Source organism: Pseudomonas sp. R37(2017) (assembly GCF_002113375.1).
GTDB lineage: Bacteria > Pseudomonadota > Gammaproteobacteria > Pseudomonadales > Pseudomonadaceae > Aquipseudomonas.
On record NZ_NEHO01000001.1, the window covers coordinates 442,791 to 464,172 of the forward strand.

At 61.4% G+C, this 21,382-nt stretch carries 24 protein-coding genes and 1 riboswitch; of the genes, 5 read left to right on the forward strand and 19 right to left on the reverse strand.

Annotation, left to right across the window (positions count from 1 at the left end; translation table 11 throughout):
• Positions 1–2: 2 nt before the first annotated feature.
• Positions 3–1,367, reverse strand: a complete 1,365-nt coding sequence (gene rmuC, locus CAG47_RS02105) for a DNA recombination protein RmuC (RefSeq protein WP_177408908.1) — start codon at positions 1,365–1,367, stop codon at positions 3–5.
• Positions 1,368–1,542: 175 nt separating this feature from the next.
• Positions 1,543–1,866 (reverse strand): hypothetical protein, encoded by a 324-nt coding sequence (locus tag CAG47_RS02110; RefSeq protein ID WP_085723253.1) that lies wholly within the window; start codon positions 1,864–1,866, stop codon positions 1,543–1,545.
• Positions 1,867–2,870: 1,004 nt separating this feature from the next.
• Here CAG47_RS02110 and CAG47_RS02120 point away from each other — a divergent pair.
• The 3 genes from CAG47_RS02120 (at position 2,871) to CAG47_RS02130 (ending at position 5,271) form a co-directional block, all read left to right on the forward strand.
• A complete protein-coding gene (locus CAG47_RS02120) occupies positions 2,871–3,095 on the forward strand; it encodes a hypothetical protein (protein ID WP_008051046.1) in 225 nt (74 codons plus the stop codon).
• A 275-nt stretch (positions 3,096–3,370) separates the two neighbouring features.
• Complete coding sequence (locus CAG47_RS02125; RefSeq protein ID WP_007984504.1) at positions 3,371–3,853, forward strand: hypothetical protein; 483 nt, start codon at positions 3,371–3,373, stop codon at positions 3,851–3,853.
• A gap of 146 nt (positions 3,854–3,999) precedes the next feature.
• Positions 4,000–5,271, forward strand: a complete 1,272-nt coding sequence (locus CAG47_RS02130; RefSeq protein WP_085723254.1) for an OmpP1/FadL family transporter — start codon at positions 4,000–4,002, stop codon at positions 5,269–5,271.
• 87 nt (positions 5,272–5,358) lie between these two features.
• Here the strand turns inward: CAG47_RS02130 and CAG47_RS02135 are convergent, their stop codons facing one another.
• The 14 genes from CAG47_RS02135 to cobO form a co-directional block, all read right to left on the reverse strand.
• The gene (locus CAG47_RS02135; protein ID WP_085723255.1) at positions 5,359–5,910 is read right to left on the reverse strand and encodes a glutathione peroxidase; all 552 of its coding nucleotides are present in this window, start codon (positions 5,908–5,910) and stop codon (positions 5,359–5,361) included.
• Positions 5,911–5,980: 70 nt separating this feature from the next.
• A complete protein-coding gene (locus tag CAG47_RS28890; RefSeq protein ID WP_256577361.1) occupies positions 5,981–6,103 on the reverse strand; it encodes a hypothetical protein in 123 nt (40 codons plus the stop codon).
• Entirely contained in the window at positions 6,100–7,308 is a 1,209-nt protein-coding gene (locus tag CAG47_RS02140; RefSeq protein ID WP_085723256.1) for an MFS transporter, read from the reverse strand. Before CAG47_RS02140 ends, CAG47_RS28890 begins: the two co-directional genes overlap by 4 nt.
• 52 nt (positions 7,309–7,360) lie before the next feature.
• Positions 7,361–7,765 carry a MarR family winged helix-turn-helix transcriptional regulator gene (locus CAG47_RS02145; RefSeq protein WP_085723257.1) on the reverse strand — a complete coding sequence of 135 codons (405 nt, stop codon included), beginning with the start codon at positions 7,763–7,765 and terminating at the stop codon, positions 7,361–7,363.
• A gap of 55 nt (positions 7,766–7,820) precedes the next feature.
• Positions 7,821–8,552 (reverse strand): adenosylcobinamide-GDP ribazoletransferase, encoded by a 732-nt coding sequence (locus CAG47_RS02150; RefSeq protein ID WP_085723258.1) that lies wholly within the window; start codon positions 8,550–8,552, stop codon positions 7,821–7,823.
• A gap of 2 nt (positions 8,553–8,554) precedes the next feature.
• Complete coding sequence (gene cobC, locus CAG47_RS02155) at positions 8,555–9,130, reverse strand: alpha-ribazole phosphatase family protein (protein WP_085723259.1); 576 nt, start codon at positions 9,128–9,130, stop codon at positions 8,555–8,557.
• A complete protein-coding gene (gene cobT, locus CAG47_RS02160; protein ID WP_085723260.1) occupies positions 9,127–10,182 on the reverse strand; it encodes a nicotinate-nucleotide--dimethylbenzimidazole phosphoribosyltransferase in 1,056 nt (351 codons plus the stop codon). The genes cobC and cobT overlap by 4 nt, the downstream gene beginning before the upstream one ends.
• Entirely contained in the window at positions 10,179–10,700 is a 522-nt protein-coding gene (cobU, locus tag CAG47_RS02165) for a bifunctional adenosylcobinamide kinase/adenosylcobinamide-phosphate guanylyltransferase (RefSeq protein WP_085723261.1), read from the reverse strand. The genes cobT and cobU overlap by 4 nt, the downstream gene beginning before the upstream one ends.
• A gap of 93 nt (positions 10,701–10,793) precedes the next feature.
• Positions 10,794–12,245, reverse strand: coding sequence for a cobyric acid synthase (locus CAG47_RS02170; protein ID WP_085723262.1), 1,452 nt, complete (start codon positions 12,243–12,245; stop codon positions 10,794–10,796).
• Positions 12,242–13,234 (reverse strand): threonine-phosphate decarboxylase CobD, encoded by a 993-nt coding sequence (gene cobD / locus CAG47_RS02175; protein ID WP_085723263.1) that lies wholly within the window; start codon positions 13,232–13,234, stop codon positions 12,242–12,244. Before cobD ends, CAG47_RS02170 begins: the two co-directional genes overlap by 4 nt.
• Entirely contained in the window at positions 13,227–14,135 is a 909-nt protein-coding gene (gene cbiB / locus CAG47_RS02180; protein ID WP_085723264.1) for an adenosylcobinamide-phosphate synthase CbiB, read from the reverse strand. The genes cobD and cbiB overlap by 8 nt, the downstream gene beginning before the upstream one ends.
• Positions 14,132–14,782, reverse strand: a complete 651-nt coding sequence (gene bluB / locus CAG47_RS02185) for a 5,6-dimethylbenzimidazole synthase (RefSeq protein ID WP_085723265.1) — start codon at positions 14,780–14,782, stop codon at positions 14,132–14,134. The genes cbiB and bluB overlap by 4 nt, the downstream gene beginning before the upstream one ends.
• Positions 14,779–16,116: a cobyrinate a,c-diamide synthase gene (locus CAG47_RS02190; RefSeq protein WP_085723266.1), complete on the reverse strand. Its 1,338-nt coding sequence runs from the start codon at positions 16,114–16,116 to the stop codon at positions 14,779–14,781. The genes bluB and CAG47_RS02190 overlap by 4 nt, the downstream gene beginning before the upstream one ends.
• Entirely contained in the window at positions 16,113–16,724 is a 612-nt protein-coding gene (cobO, locus tag CAG47_RS02195) for a cob(I)yrinic acid a,c-diamide adenosyltransferase (protein ID WP_085723267.1), read from the reverse strand. Before cobO ends, CAG47_RS02190 begins: the two co-directional genes overlap by 4 nt.
• 81 nt (positions 16,725–16,805) lie before the next feature.
• Positions 16,806–17,039: riboswitch (cobalamin riboswitch) on the reverse strand.
• A gap of 152 nt (positions 17,040–17,191) precedes the next feature.
• Between cobO and CAG47_RS02200 the strand changes: the two genes are divergently transcribed.
• Both CAG47_RS02200 and CAG47_RS02205 read left to right on the forward strand, forming a co-directional pair.
• Positions 17,192–17,776: a hypothetical protein gene (locus tag CAG47_RS02200; RefSeq protein ID WP_085723268.1), complete on the forward strand. Its 585-nt coding sequence runs from the start codon at positions 17,192–17,194 to the stop codon at positions 17,774–17,776.
• A gap of 67 nt (positions 17,777–17,843) precedes the next feature.
• Positions 17,844–19,157 carry a sorbosone dehydrogenase family protein gene (locus tag CAG47_RS02205; RefSeq protein WP_085723269.1) on the forward strand — a complete coding sequence of 438 codons (1,314 nt, stop codon included), beginning with the start codon at positions 17,844–17,846 and terminating at the stop codon, positions 19,155–19,157.
• A gap of 115 nt (positions 19,158–19,272) precedes the next feature.
• Here CAG47_RS02205 and CAG47_RS02210 read toward each other — a convergent pair whose 3' ends face one another.
• From CAG47_RS02210 to CAG47_RS02220, 3 genes are all read right to left on the reverse strand, one after another.
• The gene (locus CAG47_RS02210) at positions 19,273–19,935 is read right to left on the reverse strand and encodes a class I SAM-dependent methyltransferase (protein ID WP_085723270.1); all 663 of its coding nucleotides are present in this window, start codon (positions 19,933–19,935) and stop codon (positions 19,273–19,275) included.
• 18 nt (positions 19,936–19,953) lie between these two features.
• Positions 19,954–20,490, reverse strand: coding sequence for a C40 family peptidase (locus CAG47_RS02215; RefSeq protein ID WP_085723271.1), 537 nt, complete (start codon positions 20,488–20,490; stop codon positions 19,954–19,956).
• A 165-nt stretch (positions 20,491–20,655) separates the two neighbouring features.
• Positions 20,656–21,288, reverse strand: coding sequence for a C40 family peptidase (locus CAG47_RS02220; protein WP_085723272.1), 633 nt, complete (start codon positions 21,286–21,288; stop codon positions 20,656–20,658).
• Positions 21,289–21,382 lie beyond the last annotated feature (94 nt).

The following is a 21,382-nucleotide window of genomic DNA, read 5'->3' on the forward strand; positions in this document are numbered from 1 at the left end:
AGTTACTCCGGCAACTCGACCAACCCATCGACATCGGTCATCGCCCGCTCCAGCAAGTCCGCCGGCAGGCTCTTGCTCGCCCGCGCACCCAGCAACTTGAGTTGCTCACTGCGGCTGACCAGGTTGCCACGACCCTCTGTCAGCTTGTTGCGTGCCGAGCTGTAGGCCTTGTCCAGTTGCTGCAGGCGATTGCCGACTTCGTCCAGATCCTGGATGAACAGCACGAACTTGTCGTACAGCCACCCGGCCCGCTCGGCGATTTCCCGGGCATTCTGGCTCTGGCGCTCCTGCTTCCACAGGCTGTCGATGACGCGCAGGGTCGCCAACAACGTGGTGGGGCTGACGATCACGATGTTGCGGTCGAACGCCTCCTGGAACAACGTCGGCTCAGCCTGCAACGCGGCAGAAAAAGCCGCCTCGATCGGTACGAAAAGCAATACGAAATCCAGGCTGTGCAAGCCATCGAGACGCTTGTAATCCTTGCCCGCCAGGCCTTTGACGTGATTGCGCAACGACAGCACGTGCTGTTTGATGGCGATCTGGCCAATGGCCTCGTCCTCGGCCGCCACGTACTGCTGATAAGCCGTCAGGCTGACCTTGGAGTCGACCACCACCTGCTTGTCGCCCGGCAGATAAATGATCACGTCTGGCTGGAAGCGCTCGCCATCGGGCCCCTTGAGATTGACCTGAGTCTGGTACTCGCGGCCCTTCTCCAGCCCCGCATGCTCAAGCACGCGCTCAAGAATCAGTTCGCCCCAATTGCCCTGGGTCTTCTGCCCCTTCAAGGCACGGGTCAGGTTGGTGGCTTCATCGCTCAAGCGCAAATTCAGCTGTTGCAGGCGCTCCAGCTCCCTGGCCAGGGAGAAACGTTCGCGAGCCTCGTTCTGATAGCTTTCCTCGACTCGCTTTTCGAAGGACTGGATGCGTTCCTTGAGTGGATCGAGCAACTGCCCCAGGCGTTGCTGACTGGTTTCGGCAAAACGCTGCTCGCGCTCATCGAAAATTTTCCCCGCCAGTTCGGCAAATTGCGCGCGCAGCTCGTCCCGCGAACCTTGCAGGTCGTTGAGGCGCTGTTGATGGCTGTCCTGTTGCTCGCGCAATTCGGCATTGAGCGATGCGGCCTGGGCATCCAGGCGACGCAATTCGGCTTCTTTGCCGGCGCGTTCGATATTCCAGGCATGGGCGGCGTCCCGGGCGTCGTCGCGCTCGATCTGCAGCAGTTCGACCTCCCGACGCAGCGCAGCCAGATCGGCCTGTTTCGCGGCGTTGGCCTGGGTCAGGTCAGCGATTTCGTCGCGACTGGATTCGAGCTGTGCATTCAGTCCGTCCTGCGCCAGTTGCGCCGTGGCCAGGCGCTCTTGCAGCAATGCAACGTCTGCCTGCGTGGTGCTGGCCCGACGCTGAAGTTGCCAGGCCAATACCAGCAACGGCAACCCAGCCGCTGCCAGCCCCAGCAACACGCTGGTCAAGTCCATTGCCATAGCCACTCCTGCCATTCGGATAAAGCCTGAAGGTTAACCAAGGCGTCCGGTCTTGGACAGCTCAGTCTTCGACCAGCCCCAGCTCCAGTTGAGCACGCAGATCACCGGCCCGGGCGGCCTGACGCAGCAGGTCCTGACCAATTCGGCGGTCCCGGGCATTCCCGCATTCGCGGCACATCAACTGGCCAAGGCGGCTTTGTGCAGCCACCACGCCCTCACGGGCCGGTTGCTTGAGCAGGCGTCCGGCGATGTGTTTGACGTTACGGTTTTCACCCAGATGCGGACTGTCCAACAGCCACTCCGCCACGCGCATGGAAAAGCGCTTGGCAGGTGCAACAGAAGGCGATTTGGAGGAAGAGGAAACGGGGGCTGAGCGAAACTTCATAAAGCACTGTGGGGCAGATCGGAAGGCGCGCAACTTTACTCTTTTTTTCTTACAGGTAAAGCTGAAAATATCCCGGCACGCCCGTCCTAGAGCAAGCGCTCGGGACAATCCACAGAAGCTGTGGATAACTCAGTGGACAACCGCCCCTCAAGCCGCTCAAAGCCCTGTGGAATGGGGCTCGCAGTCAAACTGACGATTTTTTCACCAGTAAAAAAAAGCGATGTTTTTCATTGACTTAAATTTTGGTTACAGGCAGCCACTGCGCTTGAACATGAGATGACAGCAGGGTGACAAACCGCACGACTAATGTGCACAAGTGCCTTTGCAACGGTTATATCGATGCAATTTTTCGGCGCTTTTTTTGGAATGCCTGGGGATAAGCCCTGGCAAACCCGGCGTCCAGACGGCTGCCCGGCTACAAACTTCGATAACCGGCGGTCGGATTTTCCCTGGATACAGGGGTGTATCAAACCCGGGCAATGCAATTTTTGTACATCCCCAAGGGCAAAACTGCCCGATCGGGCACCTGCCGGGAAATTCTTTTCGCTAGCACACTTCCATTGGCCAGTTCAATCCGTTAGTATCCGCGCCGTTAGTACCAAGCTGAAAGTCAATTCTGGTCGAACAATCCCCCCGGTCAGCCTTCCCAACGGAAGCCTCCACCGAACAAGCGGGATCGACCACCTCGATGGTTTCCAGGTAAATCCTGCGCCGACACAACCTTTGAATCGAAAGCAAAGGGTGTTGCTCCGCCTGCTTACTCTGCTCGAACCAACCTGCAAATTGATCAGGATCTTCACCCCGGGCCCAGAACCTTTGCCCTCGATGTGTTGCCTGCCCTCCTGAGTACCTACCTGCCAGCCCAAGCGCGCCAACTTTTCAGCGCTTCAAACTGGCTGCTTTGTTCCAGTCGGGTTCTTCGTTCGATCAATGGTGATCGACGTTACTGGAACGTTTTAACGTTGCACGGTTCTTATCCGTGTCATTTGTAGGAACACCCAATAATGTCTACTCAAATCCAGACCCAGGATGCCATTCGCACCCTAACCAACGCTTTTGCTCCAATGAACTGCCTGATCATGGCCGCTCGCAAAGGCTGCTTCAGCTTCACCCTGGTCAACGAACACGGCATCGCTCGCCACAGCGAACGCCTGTACCCCGATCAATACTCCAGCGCCGAGCCGCTGCAGGCCGTGATCGAGCGTACCCGTCAGGCACTGGTTGCCTGAAACGTCGGAAAGGCTGAAAAAGCGAAAGCCCTGCCCGAAAAGCGGGGCTTTTTATTGCCCGATGTTTCCCTTCCCTCGAATCACGACTAAGCACGATCGGATATAACAGTTATAACTGATCGCTGGAAATATTTTAAAAACAGACCTTTACAGCGCGAATATGACACTACACTTCAACTCAAGCGGCGTGACCCGCTTGCGGCGAACCTGAGTCGATTCACAGCTGCCAAGCCCCCTTTCAGGTATCGCCGTCCAATTCAGGTTTCGAGGGTTATATGGGTATCGCTGCCAGCGAACTGTGCCGCTACGTGATTCGTCCGACATTGATCTACCTCGGACGCCATAGCGCTACTGCCGAATCCCTGCTGCTGGGCATTGCCGCCAGCCAGTCAGCCCTTGGTTCCGCCCTGCACGACCGCCGTGGGCACGGCCTCTACCGCATCGCCGAGCCCCGCCACCAGGCCCTTTGGGACCATTACCTGGCCCTTGATCCGGAGCGTGCGAGCCTGGTCCGCGGCCTGGCCAGCCAGCATGCGTTTCTCAGTGGCCCGCATCTCGAATTGACCGTCAACCTGCGTTACGCCACAGCCATCGCCTGGCTGCTGGTGGAAGAACAGAATACCCCCCTCCCCGCCCCTGATGATTTGTTGGGCATGGCCAGAATCTGGCGCCAGACCTTTCAGCCCCAGGGACGTCTGCGTGATTTCACTTGCGCCTGGCAAACCTGTGTTTCACCTCTGAATCAGGTAGCCTGCTGATACTTCTGGATCCAAACATCGCGCAACAGGTCGCGAATCTGGTCTGATTGTCCTACAAAACCGCTCTAACTCAGGCCATACAGCCTATGGCGCTGGGGCGAAAATGTTGGTAATTTTCGCCCCGGTGATCACCAGGAGTTCTAATAATGAAAAAAGTAATGCTCAAAACCACCCTCAGTCTCGCCGTTGCCATGGCATCCACCCAGATTTTTGCAAGTGGCTTTGCCCTCAACGAACAGAGCATCAGTGGAATGGGCACTGGTTTTGCCGGGCGATCTTCCTCTGCCGATGATGCAAGCACTGTTTTTGGCAACCCTGCCGGCATGTCGCGAATCAAGCGCGAACAAGTGACCGGCGGTGTTGCATTCATCGATGCACACACCGACATAAGTGATGCCAGCTCTAGTCCGAACAGCGGCACCAACAAGGGTGACATGGTCCCCTTCATGGGCGTGCCGATGGGCTATTACGTCAAGCCAATCGATGACCAGTGGGCGTTCGGTTTCGGTGTCTACGCGCCGTTCGGCCTGGTAACCGACTACGAAAACAACTTTGCCGGCCGCTACTTCGGCAGCAAGAGCGAAGTGAAAATCGTCACACTGCAACCGACTGTCAGCTACGCCTTCAACGACAAGGTGTCCATCGGTTTCGGCCCGACCATCAACCGCATCGATGGCACTCTGGAATCGAACCTGTCGATCACCCAGTCCCAGCCTGATGGCAAGGTCAAGATCACGGGTGACGACACCGCACTGGGCTACAACATCGGCGTGCTGGTTCAAGCCACCGACAGCACCCGCGTCGGCATGACCTATCACTCGAAAGTGAAGTACAAGCTCGAAGGCGACACCAAGGTCAACTACGGCGTGCTGGGCCTGATCGGCCAGAACCCAAACCAGAAGTACGATGCTTCGCTGGATGTGACCACGCCTGAATCGGTGGACCTCTCGGTCACTCACCAGCTCGACGACAAGTGGACTCTCTACGCAGGCAGCACCTGGACCCGCTGGAGCCGCCTGAAAGAAATCACCGTTGAAAACAAAGGTGTTCCGGCTGTTCTGAACGGCCAGTTCGGCACCATCACCGAAGAACAGAACTGGCACGACACCTGGGCTCACGCCATCGGCGCGTCCTACCAGTTGAACAAACAATGGGTACTGCGTACCGGTCTGTCCGTTGACCAGGCACCGACCAACAACACAGACCGCTCCCCACGCATCCCGACTGGCGATCGCACGATCTTCAGCGTGGGCGCCGGCTGGAGCCCGACTGACGACCTGACCATCGACCTGGCGTATTCGTACCTGCACGAAGAGTCGGTCAAGGTCGACAACAGCAACGACCGCGGCCAGTCCTACAACGCCAAGTATGAAAACTACGCGAACGGTTTCGGTCTCGGCGCGACCTACCGCTTCTGATGATTCCCGGTGAGCCTGAACCGCTCGCCATCGGAATCAAAAAAGCCCCGCTCTCCTCACGGAGGCGGGGCTTTTTATTGGGCGCTGTCAGGGAGTCGAAGCCAGGGCCTTTTCCACCGCGGCGATGAACTCGGGATCATCCGGCTTGGTCAGGCTGGAAAAATTGGCGATCACCTTGCCCTGGCGGTCCACCACATACTTGTAGAAATTCCACTTCGGCGCGCTGCTTTGACTGGCGAGGATCTTGAACAAATGCGTCGCGTCGTCGCCACGAACCTTTTGCGGTTCAGTCATGGTGAAGGTCACGCCGTAGTTGGCATAGCAGACCTTCGCCGTCTCGGCGCTATCCCTGGACTCCTGCTTGAAGTCGTTGGACGGCACACCCAGTATTTCCAACCCCTGCCCCTTGTAGCGCTGATTGAGCGCCTCAAGGCCCTTGAACTGCGGGGCGAAGCCGCAGAAGCTCGCGGTGTTGACCACCACCAGCGGTTTGCCGGCGTACCGTTGACACAGGTCGATGGACTCCCTGGCCCGCAACTTCGGCAGCGAGCCCTGCAGTACCTCAGGACAATCAGCGGCCCAGGTCAGTCCGGACAACGCCATCAGCAACGCGGGAACAGCACACCAGCGCTTGAGCATCTCGAGCCTCCTTGAGCAAACGTCAAAATTCGACGTTACTCGCCATCCCCGCACGCTAGCAAGCCTGCGGCTAGCAAATGCTCATGCCCAACTGCAAAAGCGCCAGCCCGCCCTGATGCCAGCCCCACCACACCACGGCGAGCAGCAACGCGCAGAGGGCGAGAATGGTAATGCGTGGCCAAAGGCTGTTCATGTCGCACTCATTTGTGTTTGCAGGCGCTCCACCGGCCGCTCGCGCACCGGCCAGTTCAGGGCGGCGGCCAACAGGCTCAAGAGAATCGCGACCTGCCAGATCAAGTCATAGCTGCCGGTACGGTCGTACACCACGCCCCCCAGCCAGCCGCCCAGAAACGAACCGAGCTGGTGAAACAGGAAAACAATCCCGCCGAGCATGGACAGGTTTCGCACGCCGAACAAGGTCGCCACGGTACCATTGGTCAACGGCACCGTCGACAGCCACAAAAAGCCCATGGCCATGCCGAACAGGTAGGCCGAGGTCGTGGTCACCGGCGCCCACAGGAAAAGTGCAATGACCACCGCCCGCAACACGTACAAACCGGTGAGCAAGCGCGGCTTGGACATGCGCCCGCCGAGCCATCCTGCCGTGTAGGTACCGAAGATATTGAACAGGCCGATCAGCGCCAGCACCGTGGTGCCGACCGTCGCCGGGAGATGCTGGTCCACCAGATAGGCCGGCAGGTGCACCCCGATGAACACCACCTGGAACCCGCACACAAAAAAGCCGAACGCCAGCAGCCAGAATCCGGAGTGGGAGCAGGCTTCACGCAACGCTTCGCCAAGGGTTTGTTCGTGGCCCAGGACGGGCAGTGGCTTGTCCTTGAGCAGGCTCACCAGCGGCACGATCAACGCCACCAGCAAGCCCAGCGCCAACAGCGCCGCGGACCAGCCAAGCCATCCGATCAGACCGAGTGTGCCGGGCAACATCGCGAACTGGCCGAACGAACCGGCGGCACTGGCGATCCCCATGCCCATGCTGCGTTTTTCCGGCGGCACCGCGCGCCCGACCACCCCCAGGATCACCGAGAACGAGGTACCGGACAGCCCGATGCCGATCAGCAGGCCGGCGCTCAGGGACAGGGTCGCCGCCGAGTCGGAGAGCCCCATGCACATCAGCCCGGCCGCGTACAGGACGCCACCGATCAGCACCACTTTCGCCGCGCCGAAGCGGTCGGCCAGCGCACCGGTGAATGGCTGGGCGAGCCCCCAGATCAGGTTCTGCAAGGCGATGGCGAAGGCAAAGACTTCACGACCCCAGCCGAACTCGGCGCTCATTGGCGCCAGAAACAGCCCGAAGCCATGTCGAACCCCCAGAGACAACGCAAGGATCAACGCACTCCCCAACAGAACCCAGCCGCATGTACGCCACATCGATGTCATTGTTGTTCTCCGGTAGCGGGTATATACCCGCTTATCATCGGAAAAACCGGCGTCAGGCCAGTTCGTCCAGCAGCTTCAATAAGATTTCGCGTTTCTCGGCACCCAGGCGATCGACCAAACGTTGCTGCGCGACCTCCCAGGCTGGCAAGGCAGCCTTCAGGCGCTGCGCTCCGGCCTCGGTCAGCAGGACAATGCGATTACGCATGTCCTCCCCCTCGACCAGCGTCACCAGGCCTTCCCCCTCAAGCACCCGCAAATTACGCCCCAGGGTACTGCGATCCAGGCCCATGGCCTCGGCCAGGGTCGAGATGCTCGGTTGATCCAGGCGCTGCAGATTGCACAGCAAGGAATACTGCGCAACGTTGATCCCGAAGCCGTCGAGGGCGCCGTCGTAATGCCTGCTGACGCCACGGGCGGCGCGACGCAGGTTGATGCATAAACATTGGGAGTCGAGCATGGTGCGTGTATATACCCGCGAGTCGGTTAAATCAAGTACAGAACCGGAGTAACAGTTAGAACAGCGCCAAGCCTACCAGCACTGCAACTTCCAGCAACTCCAGCATCGCACCCGCCGTATCCCCCGTAGTGCCACCCAGACGCCGCAACATCACCTGCCGCAACCAGGCAAATCCGAGAACAGCCAGCACCACGGCCAGCACACCACTCAACCCGGCGATCAACAGACAAGCCAGCGCACTGGCAGCCAACACCTGCCTGCCCGCCGCACGCGGAAGATGATCGGCCAATGCCTGACCCAGCCCCCCGGTGCGCACATAGGGTGTAGTCAGGAACAACCCGAGCAAGGCGCTGCGACCTATCAACGGCACGATGATCAAGGCAAGCGAGTGCTGTTGCTCTATCAACGCCAGCAGCGCGGTGAATTTAAGCAACAACACCAGCACCAGCGTCACCACGGCGATCGGCCCGCTACGCGGGTCTTTCATGATGGTCAGTGTGCGCTCTCGGTCGCCAAAACCGCCGAGCCAGGCATCGGCGCTGTCGGCCAGGCCATCGAGGTGCAACCCGCCGCTGAGCAGTACCCAGACAGTCAGCAACAAGGCCGCGTGCAGCAACGTCGGCGTGCCCAGAAGCAGCCAGTTCACTACCCACAGAATCACGCCAAACAGCAAGCCCACCAACGGATAAAACAACAGTGACTGCCCCAGTTCCCGGGACTCAGGCATGCCGGGCAAGCGAATCGGCAGGCTGCTGAGAAATTGCAGGGCGATCCAGAATGGCAGCATGATCAGAGCACTTCCTTCAACACGCCCGCAGGCCCTAGCGTCAGCGAAAACAATGCGCCATGCCCGACTTCGACGTTGAGCAATTGCTCACGCGGCAGTCCCCGGGCCTGCGCCAGCAACAGACGCATCACGCCACCGTGGCTGATCAGCAGAATGCGCTCACCGGCACAGGTCCCGTGCAACCGCTCCAGCGCGGCCAGCACCCGTGCCGAAAAATCTGCGACCGGCTCCCCCTGAGGAGGCGTGAAAGAGTAAGGATCGGCCCAGAACAAACCCAGGGCCTGTGCGTCGGTTTCCATCAACGCCGCTGCGCTCTGCCCTTCCCAGGCGCCGAAATGCAACTCTTGCAGGTCTTTATCCAGTTGCACCGGCACACCCGATTGCGCTCCGAGCTCCTCGGCAAACCGCGCACATCGCTGCAAGGGTGAACTGACCAGCCGGTCCCATGGCCCTTGCCCAACCACGGCGGCGCGCATCTGCGCCCAGCCGGTGTCGGTCAATGCATCATCGATACTGCCGCGCAGGCCGCCGCCCAGTTCGGTTTCACCGTGACGCAACAGATCCAGGCGCAAGGTCATTCCGGACGATCCGCCACGGCAGCTTCGGCGAAGGTCGCCATCTGCCCGTGCAGGTCGCACGCCAGGCGCAACAACGGTACGGCCAATGCCGCGCCACTGCCTTCGCCCAGACGCAGGCCGAGATCGAGCAGCGGCTGCGCATTCAGGGTCTCCAGGACATGACGATGCCCCGGCTCGGCGCCACGATGACCGAACAACAGCCACTGGCGGCACTCGGGATTCAAGCGCACCGCGACCAACGCCGCGACGCTGCAAATGAAGCCGTCCACCAACACCGCGACACCCTCCTGGGCACAGGCAAGATAGGCACCGACCAGCGCGGCGATCTCGAAACCGCCAAGGTTGAACAACGTCTGCAGAGCATCGCCACGCTGCGCGCCATGCAAAGCCAGGGCGCGCTCGATGACCCGGGCTTTGTGGCTGACACCTTCGGCGTTGAGCCCGGTGCCTGGCCCGGTCAAATGACCCACCGGGCAATCGAGCAGCGCACACGCCAGGGCGCTGGCGGCGGTGGTATTGCCGATACCCATTTCGCCACCGATAAACAACTGCGCGCCGCTGGCCATTGCCCGCTGCACGCTGTCACGACCGGCCTGCAAGGCGCGTTGCCCCTGGGCCTCGGACATGGCCGGCCCCTGGACAAAATTCGCCGTGCCCGGACCAACGTTCAGGTGCCGCACACCCGGCAGATTCAACGACGGTGTCACCGTGCCAAGGTCCACCACCTCAAGGGAAGCACCCAGTTGCCGCGCCAGTACGCTGATCGCGGCACCACCGCTGACGAAGTTGTGCAGCATCTGCCCGGTCACTTCCTGGGGAAACGCCGACACACCCTCGGCGACCACACCATGATCGCCGGCAAAAATCGCGATCCACACCTGTTCCAGACTCGGCTTGACCTGCCCCTGCAAACCCGCCAGTTGCACCGCCACCGACTCCAGCTGACCGAGGGAACCGGCCGGTTTGGTCAGTTGCTGCTGCCGCGCCTGCGCTTGTTCGACCACTTGGGTATCGACCGGCTTGCACGGGTTCAGCCACCAGGATTGAGTCATAACGCAGTTCCTTTCAGGGTCAGGGGCAGGCCGGCGACGGTCAGGACGACACGCTCACAGCGCTCAGCCAGAGCTTGATGCAACCAACCGGCTGCATCGACATAGCGGCGAGTCAATTCGCCCAGCGGCACGACACCCATTCCGGTCTCGTTGCTGACAAAAATGATTTCACCCGGCAGCGACGCCAGGCAGTCCAGCAGCGCATCTCGCTCGGCTTGCACACGATCGGCATCGTCGAGCATCAGCAGATTGGTCAGCCACAGGGTCAGGCAATCCACCAGCAGGCAGCGATCGGCACGGGCGGATTCGCGCAGCACCCGTGCCAGTTCCACCGGTTCTTCGATCAATGCCCATTCAACAGGGCGACGGGCGCGGTGGTGGGCCACCCGGTCGTTCATTTCCCCATCCAGTGGCTGGCTGGTGGCGATGTAGGTCACGGCCAGCGCACTGTCGATGGCGAGTTTTTCAGCCAGGCGACTCTTGCCGGAGCGGGCGCCGCCGAGGATCAGTTGGAGCATGGTTGTTTCCTTGAAATCTTCGGTGATGCAACTCAAGTCATCGCGAGCAGGCTCGCTCCTACATGGAAATGCGATCGGGCCACAACAGGCACCTCAAATCCCGCAAAGCTGCCGCAACAGCCCGGTATCCAGATGCTTCTCCACCAGATCCGCCAGCCGTTCGATATCACGCTCGCGCAAGGCGTGGTAATCCACGGCCTGTACATCCTGCAACCCGGCCCAGCGCAGCAGCGCACTGCACGCCGCCGGCGATTCGAACAGCCCGTGCAGGTAGGTGCCGAGAATCTGCCCGTCCGCACTTTGCGCACCATCGCAGCGCCCATCATCCAGATGCACAGCGGGCTGTTCCAGGGCCGGTCCGGTGGTCACGCCAGCATGAATTTCATAACCCGCAACAGGCGCATCTTCCAACGCCAGGTGACCACGCACATTGCGCAACTGCTTCTCTTGTTCGAGCAGCGTCTGGAACGCCAGCAGCCCGAAACCGGCGCTGGAACCCGGTGCACCTTCAAGGCCCAACGGGTCATGCACTTGCTCACCGAGCATCTGCAGGCCACCACAGATCCCCAGCAGTTTCCCGCCGTAACGCAGATGCCGGGCGATAGCGGTTTCCCAGCCATTGGCCCGCAGATACGCGAGGTCACTGCGCACGCTTTTCGAGCCGGGAAGAATGATCAGGTCGGCAGGCGGGATCGCCTGGCCGGGGCCGATGAATTGCAGGTCCACTTGCGGATGCAGGCGCAGCGGATCGAAATCAGTGTGATTGCTGATGCGCGGCAGCACCGGCACCAGCACTTTCAATACCTGTTCGGCTTTATCGGTCTGGCGTTGATCGATGCCATCCTCGGCCTCCAGGTGCAGGTCCATCACGTACGGCAACACGCCGATCACCGGTTTGCCGGTGCGTTCTTCAAGCCAGTCGAGACCGGGTTGCAGCAACGCGATATCACCCCGGAAACGGTTGATCACGAAGCCTTTGACCCGCGCCTGTTCGCTTGGCGACAGCAACTCCAACGTACCGACCAAATGGGCGAAAACCCCACCGCGATTGATATCGGCGATCAGCAGCACCGGGCAATCCACCGCCTCGGCAAACCCCATGTTGGCGATGTCACCGGCGCGCAGATTGATTTCCGCCGGCGAACCCGCGCCCTCGACCATCACCAGCGGATAGGCCGTGCTCAGGCGTTCATGGGAGGCCAGCACTGCTTGCATGGCGATGGTTTTGTAGTCGTGATAGGCGACGGCGTTCATGGTCGTGACCGCGCGGCCATGGATGATCACCTGGGCACCGGTGTCACTGTTGGGCTTGAGCAACACCGGATTCATGTCGGTGTGCGGTTCGAGGTGCGCCGCCTGGGCCTGTACCGCCTGGGCGCGACCGATCTCGCCACCGTCGGCGGTCACCGCGCTGTTGAGCGCCATGTTCTGTGGCTTGAACGGCACCACCCTTGTGCCCTGACGCATGGCCCAACGGCACAGCGCGGTCACCAGCGTGCTTTTACCGGCATCCGATGTGGTGCCCTGCACCATCAGCGTGGTCATTGGTTTTCCCTGGCGAAATCTTCGAACGCCTGCGCCAGTCGCTCCCAGGCGATTTCGTCACCGGGCAGACCGAATCGCAGGCTGCTGTTGTGCGTGAACAACCGCAGCAGAATGCCGCGCCGGGCCATGAACTCATGCAGTTCTTCGGCACGCTCGGTGATCAGCCACTGGAACAGCGCACAACCGCCCTGCGGCGCAAACCCGTGTTGCTGCAACAGCGACGCCAAACGTGCGCTGGCCACCTCAGTGCGTAGCCGTTGCCGTGCCTGCCCCTGCGTATCGCGCAGGCAGGCCTGGCCCACTACCCGGGTTGCCCCGCTCACGGCCCACGGCCCCACCTGCTCGGCCAGCAACCTGAGCAACTTGCGCTCGGCCAGCACAAACCCCAGGCGCACACCGGCCAGGCCGAAAAACTTGCCGAAGGAGCGCAAGACGATCAACCCGACTTGATGGGCGAACGGCGCCAGGCTCAGTTGCGGCGTGTTATCCATGAACGCTTCGTCCACCACCAGCCAACCGCCACGCTGGGCCAGCCGCGCGTGCCAGTCGAGCAGGCGAGCGGGCGTCAGGCTCAAGCCTGTGGGGTTATTCGGATTGACCACCACCAGCACGTCGAGACTGTCGATAAAGAAGTCGACTTCGTGCTCCAGGATTTCACGCACGATGTAGCCGTTGCGGCGCCACGCTTCGGCGTGCTCGGCATAACACGGCGACAACACACCCACCTTGCCCGCCCGACGCAATCGCGGCAGCAACTGGATCGCCATTTGCGAACCGGCCACCGGCAATGCCTGCAAGGTGCCGTAGTAATCACAGGCCGCCTGCTCCAGACCGTCGTCCGCTTCCGGCAAACGGGCCCAGGCCCTCAGTGGAATATCCGGCACCGGGAACGGCCAGGGTGCGAGCCCCGTCGACAGGTCCAGCCAGTCGGCTTCATCCATGCCGTATTCGAGCGCTGCCTTGCGCAATCGCCCACCGTGCTCAAGCATAAAATTCGGCCCCCATGCAGAGAATCAGCAGCCATAACCATACCCCGCGCTGGACCAGTTGCCAGCCCCGCTCAATGGCGTCGGCATCCGCCGGTACGCCTTCGCCCAGTTGCGGGCGCTGATGCAGTTCGCCGTGATAAATCGCCGCCCCGCCCAACTCGACCCCCAGGGCACCCGCCCCCGCCGCCATTACCGGGCCGGCGTTCGGGCTGTCCCAGGTCGGGCCCTGGCTGCGCCAGCATTTCAGCGCCAGCCGGGTTTTGCCCAACAGTGCGTAAGTCAGTGCTACCAGGCGCGCGGGAATATAATTGAGCACGTCGTCGATCTTCGCCGCCGCCCAGCCAAACCGTTCGAAACGCTCATTGCGATAGCCCCACATCGCATCCAGTGTGTTGCTCAGGCGATAGAGCACCACGCCCGGCGCACCGGCCACGGCAAACCAGAACAACGCGGCGAACACCGCGTCGCTGCCGTTTTCCAGAACCGATTCGGTGGCGGCACGGGCGACTTCGGTTTCATCCAGATCACTGGTTTTACGACTGACCAGATAACTCACGCGTTTGCGTGCCTCATCAAGATCATCGCCACGCAAGGCCTTGGCCACAGGCGTGACATGTTCACCGAGGCTGCGCAGGCCGAGGGCGCAATAGAGCGCGAGAATCTCGACGATCCAGCCGACGTAAGGCGCCCAGGACAGTGCCGTGGCCACCAGCACCAGCGGCAACACGACGATCACCCACGCGGTGACGCCATGGCTGCGCCAGCCGCGACCGCCGCCATTGAAACGTTGCTCGATGCGCTCGGCAAAACGGCCGAACGCCACCAGCGGATGCCAGCGTTTGGGTTCGCCCAGCAGCGCATCCAGCGCAACCGCGGCGACACTCAACAACGCCACACTCATTGACTCACTCCCCAATAGTTTTCGTACAGCAATTCATGTAGCGCACGCGCCTGCGCCCAGCCTTCGAGCACCAGCATCGGTGCCGGATAAAATGCTTTGACAGGCCCCAGGCACAGCACCGCGAGCGGTTTGGCGCCTGGTGGCAATTTCAACAGATCGGCCAGGGCCTGCGGCTCGAACAACGACACCCAGCCCATGCCCAGCCCTTCGGCACGGCAGGCCAGCCACAGGTTCTGGATGGCACACGACAGTGAGGCCATGTCCATTTCCGGCAAGGTGCGACGACCGAAGATATGCTGCTCGCGATCGTCCATCAGAGCGGCGACCAGCACCTCGGCGCAATCGTTGATGCCTTCGACCTTGAGCTTCATGAACTCATCGCTGCGCTCGCCTAGGGCTTCGGCGGTGCGGATGCGCTCCTCTTCCACCAGGGCCTGGATTTGCCCGCGCAAGACGCGATCGCTGATGCGGATGAAGCGCCAGGGCTGCATCAGTCCGACGCTGGGCGCCTGATGTGCGGCCTCGAGCAGGCGCCGCAGCAACTCGGGTTCGACCGTGCCGCCGCTGAAGTGGCGCATGTCGCGGCGTTCGGCGATGGCGCGATAGACCGCTGCGCGTTCGGCTTCGGAGAATGCGTTGTCCGTCATGGCCGCTTCGCGAGCAGGCTCGCTCCCACAGGGTTTTGGTCCGGTGCAAACAGCGCGGCGATCGCCGAGGGGTTCGACGGAAAATAAAAGTGCACATACGAAGCAGTCATCCGCCCTTCACGGTAAACCGCCTCCGCTCCGCGCCCGCCATTCGGGCTCAGGCCTCGGGCAATCGGCTCCAGTGCAGTGGTCGTCAGCGAATGGTGATAGGTGTGCCCGCGCAACGAACCTTCCGGCAGCTCCACCGCCTGCAGCGCCAGCGCCGCCAGGCGTTTTTGCATGACCGCATCACCGGCCAGCAAGCCGACCAGTTCGGCGCGCGTGCCCTCGACATCGGTCAGGGAATCGAGCAGATACAGCATGCCGCCACACTCGGCGAGCACGGGTTTGCCTGCCCGGTGGTGGGCGCGGATCGCATCGAGCATCGCCGTGTTTCGCGCCAGCGCAACATGGTGCAGCTCCGGGTAACCACCCGGCAGATACAGGCTGTCCACTTCCGGCAACCCACGGTCGCGAATAGGCGAGAAGAACGACAACTCGGCCCCCATTGCCCGCAGCAAATCCAGGCTCGCGCCGTAGGTGAACGCAAAGGCTTCGTCACGGGCCACGGCAATGCGCACACCGGCGAGCAGCGGCTCGGCAGCGAGGACATCGGGGGCGGCGAACTCGACTGCCGGCGGCAACGCGACCTGGCAACTGCTGGCCAGGGCATCGGCCGCTGCATCGAGGCGCACATCGAGGTCGTTCAACTCGCCAGCCTGCACCAGGCCAAGGTGCCGGCTCGGCAACTCGATCCCGGTTTCCCGGGACAGCGCGCCGTACCAGCGCAAACCTTCAGTCAGGCTGCCTTCGAGCAATTGCGCATGACGCAGCGTGCCGACTCGGTTGGCCAGCACCCCGGCGAACGGCAAGTCCGGCTGATAACGCGCCAGCCCCAGGGCGAGTGCGCCAAAGGTCTGGGCCATGGCGGTGCCATCGATCACACCCAACACCGGCACACCGAAATGCCGCGCCAGATCGGCGCTCGACGGCGTACCGTCGAACAACCCCATGACGCCCTCGATCAGGATCAGGTCGGCTTCAGCGGCGGCTTCCCACAGCAACCGGCGACTCTCCTGCTCGCCGACCATCCACATGTCCAGTTGATACACCGGCGCACCGCTGGCGCGCTCAAGGATCATCGGATCGAGAAAGTCCGGGCCGCACTTGAACACGCGAACCTTGCGTCCCTGATTGCGATGCAGTCGGGCCAGCGCCGCGGTAACGGTGGTCTTGCCCTGGCCGGAGGCCGGCGCGGCAATCAGTACCGCCGGACAATGCCGAGGCTGGCTCACAGCTCGACGCCCTTCTGCGCTTTGATGCCGGCCTGGAAGGCGTGTTTGATCATGCCCATTTCGGTGACGGTGTCGGCCATCTCGATCATTTCCGGCTTGGCGGCACGACCGGTGACCACTACATGTTGCATCGGTGGCCGGGACTGCAAGTCACTGAGCACCTGATCGAGATCGAGGTAGCCGTGCTTGAGGGCGATGTTCAGCTCATCCAGCACCACCAGACCGATGGAGGGATCGCGCAGCAGTTGCTGCGACACCGCCCAGGCGGCTTCGGCGGCGGCGATGTCGCGCTGGCGGTCCTGGGTTTCCCAGGTAAAACCTTCGCCCATCACATGAAAGCGCACCTGCTCGGGAAAGCGCCGGAAGAACAACTCCTCTCCCGTGCTGTTGCGACCCTTGATGAACTGCACCACGCCGCACTGCATGCCGTGCCCCATGGCGCGAGCGAGCATGCCGAAAGCTGAACTGCTCTTGCCCTTGCCGTTACCGGTCAGTACCAGCAACAGCCCACACTCGTTCGGGGAATTGGCGATGCGTTCGTCGATCACCGCCTTCTTGCGCTGCATGCGCGCCAGGTGGCGTTCGTCACGATCGGGGGTATCAGTCATGGGGGAGCTCTCCGTTGAGGCAGGAATAACGGCGGGCAGGCACAGCAATAGAAGGCAACAAGCCTGGCATCGCCCACCGTGATGCCGCTGGATGAATCAGGCCGGTCTCCGGGCTCATGAGTGGCGCGAGGCCAGACTGTGCGCCTTCCCGTATCGCATCGACACAGTGGCATCACACACAGTTTTCACTCATTTACCGTTGCGGGGGCAGCGCCGGAATTGCAGGCCTTCGACCAACAGAAGGACTCGCTCACCGGCTTCCCTGTTTCACTCTGTCGACCCAAGCCACAGAGCACCTGAAACAAGTCGCGAAGGTTAGAGGGTTGGGGGTGGAGCGTCAATTAAAGCCGGGAAGCCAGCGGCCGAATAACTACCATCAACCAATAAACTGACGTCAATCTTGTGTCATACCCCCAGCAGTGATATCAAAGAGCCATAACCCACAACACAATAACAAGGGTGAGCCCATGCAAGGCATGATCATCAGCAATCCAAAGCTGGAATTCCTGCGTCCGGTGCTCGAACGCTGGTTCGAATGCATCGACCGCTATAACGCCGTCCGCGGCGATGGCGACACGCCGTACTGGCATGACGAAAAAGCCAATCTCGGCTTGCTGTCCGCCGCTGCCTGGATGGCCGATATGGTCACACTGCAACAGACGCCCACTCGCAAACAGACCGAGGAAGGCGAACGCAACAGCCGCGCCGACCTTTTCCTCGCCTCGCCCGAGACCCGCGCCTACCTCCAGACCAGCCAGCGCTGGCCACGCGTCAACAGCCTCAACCTGACCCAGGCCCTGCTCGACATCGCCAGCGATGCAAAGCGCCTGAGCCATGCCAGCGACCTGAAACTCGGCTGCCTGTTCGTCGCTCCGCAAAAAGCCCAGCAGGGAGCCACACCAGAAGAACTCCAGGACATGGTCGACGATCTGCAAAAGGAACACACCTGCGCGGTCGCCTGGTATTTCCCCTATGCCTATCGCAAGTTGCGCAACGAAGCCGGCAACTATCACCCGGGGATTGCCGTGCTGTTCAAGGAGGCGCGCGGCTGAAGGGTTGAACCATCGCACGACAACGCTTCTCTATGATTAGAACAAGGCATTCATAGGGAACATCTGCATGCGCACCATTCCGCTCGTTCTCGTTATCGCCCTCTGCGGAGGGCTCGCCGCTTGTGGCGAGACCTCCACACTACAAGTCTCCGACGGCACCGGCCCGTCGCCCCAACTGCCGAAACCCGACAAAACCCTGATCCCGACCGTGAACATCGCCCCGGCCATCGGCTGGCCGCAGGGTGCGAAACCCGTCGCTGCCACGGGCACTCGAGTGGCCGCGTTTGCCGAAGGCCTGGACCACCCGCGCTGGCTGTATGTGCTGCCCAATGGCGACGTGCTGGTGGCGGAAACCAACGCACCACCCAAACCCGAAGACGGTAAAGGCATTCGCGGTTGGGTGATGAAAAAAGTCATGGGCCGCGCCGGAGCCAGGGTGCCCAGCGCCAACCGCATCACCTTGCTGCGCGACAAGGACCACGATGGCGTCGCGGAAACCCGCACGGTATTCCTGCAAAACCTCAACTCCCCCTTCGGCATGACCCTGGTCGGCAATGACCTGTATGTGGCCGACACCGACAGCCTGCTGCGCTTTCACTATGAAAGTGGCGATACGCAGATCAAGTCGCCACCGCTCAAGGTGATCGACCTGCCGGGTGGCCCGCTGAACCACCACTGGACCAAGAACGTCATCGCCAGCAAGGACGGCCGCAAGCTGTACGTCACCGTGGGCTCCAACAGCAATGTCGCCGAAAACGGCATGGACAAGGAAGAAGGTCGCGCAGCGATCTGGGAAGTGGACCGCACCACCGGCCAGCACCGGATCTTCGCCTCCGGCCTGCGCAACCCCAATGGCATGGCCTGGGAACCCCACACTGGCGCACTGTGGACCGCGGTCAATGAACGGGATGAAATCGGCAGTGATCTGGTACCGGACTACATCACCTCGGTGAAAGACGGCGGCTTCTATGGCTGGCCCTTCAGCTATTACGGCCAGCATGTCGATACTCGCGTCGAGCCGCAAAACCCGGATTTGGTAGCCAAGGCTATCGCCCCGGACTACGCCGTCGGCCCGCATACCGCTTCACTGGGCCTGGCCTTTGCCGACAACAGCAAGCTGCCGGCACCGTTCACTCAAGGGGTATTCATCGGTCAGCACGGCTCGTGGAACCGCAAGCCCCACAGTGGCTACAAAGTGATTTTCGTGCCGTTCAGCGCTGGCAAACCCGCGGGGAAACCGGTTGAAGTGCTCAGCGGCTTTCTCAATGACAAGGAACAAGCCATGGGTCGGCCGGTGGGCGTGGTGATCGACCGGCAGGGCGATCTGTTGGTGGCCGATGATGTGGGGAACAAGGTGTGGCGGGTGTCGGCCGCCAGGTAACGGCAATACATCACCTGTGGGAGCGAGCCTGCTCGCGATGGCGGTGTGTCAGGCTACATGGATGCTGGATGTGCTGGCCTCATCGCGAGCTGGCTCGCTCCTACAGGGTTCAGCATCAACGCTTGCGACAGAGTGTGAGCCCATCACCCAACGGCAACAACGACAGATCCACCCGCGCATCATCTTTCAAGGCCCGGTTGAGTGCCTGGATCGCTCGGGTGTCCGCGCTCTCGGGACTGGCCTCAAGCACGCGGCCGCTCCACAAGGTGTTGTCGAACACCGCCAGTCCACCGACCCGCAGCAAACGCAGGGCGTGCTCCAGATAACCGGGGTAATTGGCCTTGTCGGCATCGATGAACACCAGGTCGTATTGCTCGCCCTGTCCTTGTCGCTCAAGCTCGGCGAGGGTTTCCAGCGCCGGGGCCAGACGCAGGTCAATCCGCCCGGCCAGCCCCGCTTCCTGCCAGTAGCGCAGCGCGATGGCGTTGTAGTCGCCGGGGATATCGCAGCAGATCAACGAACCGTCAGCGGGCAATGCCGCTGCCATGCACAGGGCGCTGTAACCGGTGAAAGTGCCGACTTCGAGCAGGCGCCTGGCACCCGTCAGCTTGACCAGCAAGGCGAGAAACTGCCCCTGCTCCGGCGCCACCTGCCAACGCGCCATCGGCAGCGCCTGGGTCTCGTCGCGCAATCGCTTGAGCAATGGCGTCTCGCGCAGGGAAACATCGAGCAGGTATTGGTACAGGGCGTCGTCAAGATTAAGCGTGCGAGCGGTCATGACCAGCAGCTCCGGACGTTACGGGTTGCGCGCCAGATGCTCAGGCTGCAGCACACGCTTGGCGCTCAGATAGGCTTTTTGCCAATAGGTCTTGGACAGACTGTCGAGCTTTACGGTGCCGCCGGTGGCCGGGGCGTGGACGAAGCGCCCTTCGCCCACGTAGATACCCGCATGACTGACCTGGGACCCGCCATTGGTGGCGAAGAAAAGCAGGTCACCGGTTTGCAGGCCTTCCTTGCCCACATTCGCCGCTTGCATGGAGATCATCTCGCGCGTGGTGCGCGGCAAGGAAATACCAGCGACATCGCGGTATACATAGGCGATCAAACCGCTGCAATCAAATCCGGAATCCGGTGTATTGCCACCCCAGCGATAGGGCGTGCCCACCAGGCCGAGCGCGCGAAACAGCACGTCTTCCGCCTCGGGCGAAAAAGCTTGCGAGGAGCCGAATACGAGGGGAGCGCGAACTACCTGCGCAGGAGGCGGTGTGCGGCTGGCGCAGGCACTGAGCAGCGCTGCGAAGAACATGATTGCGAGGCGGGCCGACATCGTCATAAGCAGAGCATCCTGATCTGGCAGCGGCTTTTTCTGCCGGGAATGCAGAAAAGAAAACCGCCTGCGCGGGACGCAGGCGGTTTGCCATCATTTGTACTTCAGGATTCTAGCCACTACGCGGCAAACTTCAAGTAAGACTTTAAGTTTGCCTTATAAAATGTGCGCTTATTTACGAGCAGTAACGATTGGCGACGCGTTAGGTGCCATTGCCAGGGCGCGCTTGGCTTCGATGAAGGTCTTGCTCCAGTAGCTGTCGCCCAGGCTGTCGATCCGCACGCCACCGCTGCGGCGGCTGCTGGAATGGATGAACTGGTTGTCACCCAGGTAGATCCCGGCGTGACTGACGCGGCCGCGACGGCCATTGGTTGCGAAGAACAGCAGGTCACCCGGCTCAAGCTTGCTGCGCGAGACCAGCGGAGCGTCCACGTTGATCATTTCGCGTGTAGAGCGTGGCAGGTTCATGCCCGCCTCTTCGCGGAACAGGTAACCGATGAAACCACTGCAATCGAAGCCGGCTTCGGAAGTACCGCCGAAACGGTAACGGGTACCGATCAGGGACATGCCACGTTCGAGGATGCTGTCGGCCAGGACCGGGAGCTGGTAGGACTTGCCGCCAGCGAAGTCTGCGAGTTCTTTTTCGGTCGCCAGTTCTTCCTGAAAGAGAGCGGAAGACTGGGCAGTAGCCGAGTTTTGAACCTGCGGTTGCGGAGCTTGCTGGGCCACTGGCGTGTGGGCAGCGCAACCGAACAGCAGGGTGACGAGTGCGAGGGGCACGAGGGGTGCGAAGCGATTGAGCATGGGCACGACCGTGGCTGAAGTTGTAAAGAAGTCGAGACTATGCCCGCTATCGACCTCATTTGCAAATTCAATCAATCTTTTTGTGACTTATTGG

Excerpts from the sequence above, each read along its gene's own strand:
- CAG47_RS02205 (WP_085723269.1), top strand. The coding sequence starts at position 17,844 with ATGCGCACCATTCCGCTCGTTCTCGTTATCGCCCTCTGCGGAGGGCTC.
- cbiB (WP_085723264.1), bottom strand. The coding sequence starts at position 14,135 with ATGAGTGTGGCGTTGTTGAGTGTCGCCGCGGTTGCGCTGGATGCGCTG.
- CAG47_RS02210 (WP_085723270.1), bottom strand. The coding sequence starts at position 19,935 with ATGACCGCTCGCACGCTTAATCTTGACGACGCCCTGTACCAATACCTG.
- CAG47_RS02120 (WP_008051046.1), top strand. The coding sequence starts at position 2,871 with ATGTCTACTCAAATCCAGACCCAGGATGCCATTCGCACCCTAACCAAC.
- cobT (WP_085723260.1), bottom strand. The coding sequence starts at position 10,182 with ATGACTCAATCCTGGTGGCTGAACCCGTGCAAGCCGGTCGATACCCAA.
- CAG47_RS02135 (WP_085723255.1), bottom strand. The coding sequence starts at position 5,910 with ATGCTCAAGCGCTGGTGTGCTGTTCCCGCGTTGCTGATGGCGTTGTCC.
- CAG47_RS02110 (WP_085723253.1), bottom strand. The coding sequence starts at position 1,866 with ATGAAGTTTCGCTCAGCCCCCGTTTCCTCTTCCTCCAAATCGCCTTCT.
- CAG47_RS02125 (WP_007984504.1), top strand. The coding sequence starts at position 3,371 with ATGGGTATCGCTGCCAGCGAACTGTGCCGCTACGTGATTCGTCCGACA.
- CAG47_RS02220 (WP_085723272.1), bottom strand. The coding sequence starts at position 21,288 with ATGCTCAATCGCTTCGCACCCCTCGTGCCCCTCGCACTCGTCACCCTG.
- cobO (WP_085723267.1), bottom strand. The coding sequence starts at position 16,724 with ATGACTGATACCCCCGATCGTGACGAACGCCACCTGGCGCGCATGCAG.
- CAG47_RS02140 (WP_085723256.1), bottom strand. The coding sequence starts at position 7,308 with ATGACATCGATGTGGCGTACATGCGGCTGGGTTCTGTTGGGGAGTGCG.
- cobD (WP_085723263.1), bottom strand. The coding sequence starts at position 13,234 with ATGCTTGAGCACGGTGGGCGATTGCGCAAGGCAGCGCTCGAATACGGC.
- CAG47_RS02215 (WP_085723271.1), bottom strand. The coding sequence starts at position 20,490 with ATGACGATGTCGGCCCGCCTCGCAATCATGTTCTTCGCAGCGCTGCTC.
- bluB (WP_085723265.1), bottom strand. The coding sequence starts at position 14,782 with ATGACGGACAACGCATTCTCCGAAGCCGAACGCGCAGCGGTCTATCGC.
- cobC (WP_085723259.1), bottom strand. The coding sequence starts at position 9,130 with ATGACCTTGCGCCTGGATCTGTTGCGTCACGGTGAAACCGAACTGGGC.
- CAG47_RS02130 (WP_085723254.1), top strand. The coding sequence starts at position 4,000 with ATGAAAAAAGTAATGCTCAAAACCACCCTCAGTCTCGCCGTTGCCATG.
- CAG47_RS02170 (WP_085723262.1), bottom strand. The coding sequence starts at position 12,245 with ATGACCACGCTGATGGTGCAGGGCACCACATCGGATGCCGGTAAAAGC.
- CAG47_RS02150 (WP_085723258.1), bottom strand. The coding sequence starts at position 8,552 with ATGCTGCCATTCTGGATCGCCCTGCAATTTCTCAGCAGCCTGCCGATT.
- CAG47_RS28890 (WP_256577361.1), bottom strand. The coding sequence starts at position 6,103 with ATGAACAGCCTTTGGCCACGCATTACCATTCTCGCCCTCTGCGCGTTG.
- CAG47_RS02200 (WP_085723268.1), top strand. The coding sequence starts at position 17,192 with ATGCAAGGCATGATCATCAGCAATCCAAAGCTGGAATTCCTGCGTCCG.
- cobU (WP_085723261.1), bottom strand. The coding sequence starts at position 10,700 with ATGCTCCAACTGATCCTCGGCGGCGCCCGCTCCGGCAAGAGTCGCCTG.
- CAG47_RS02145 (WP_085723257.1), bottom strand. The coding sequence starts at position 7,765 with ATGCTCGACTCCCAATGTTTATGCATCAACCTGCGTCGCGCCGCCCGT.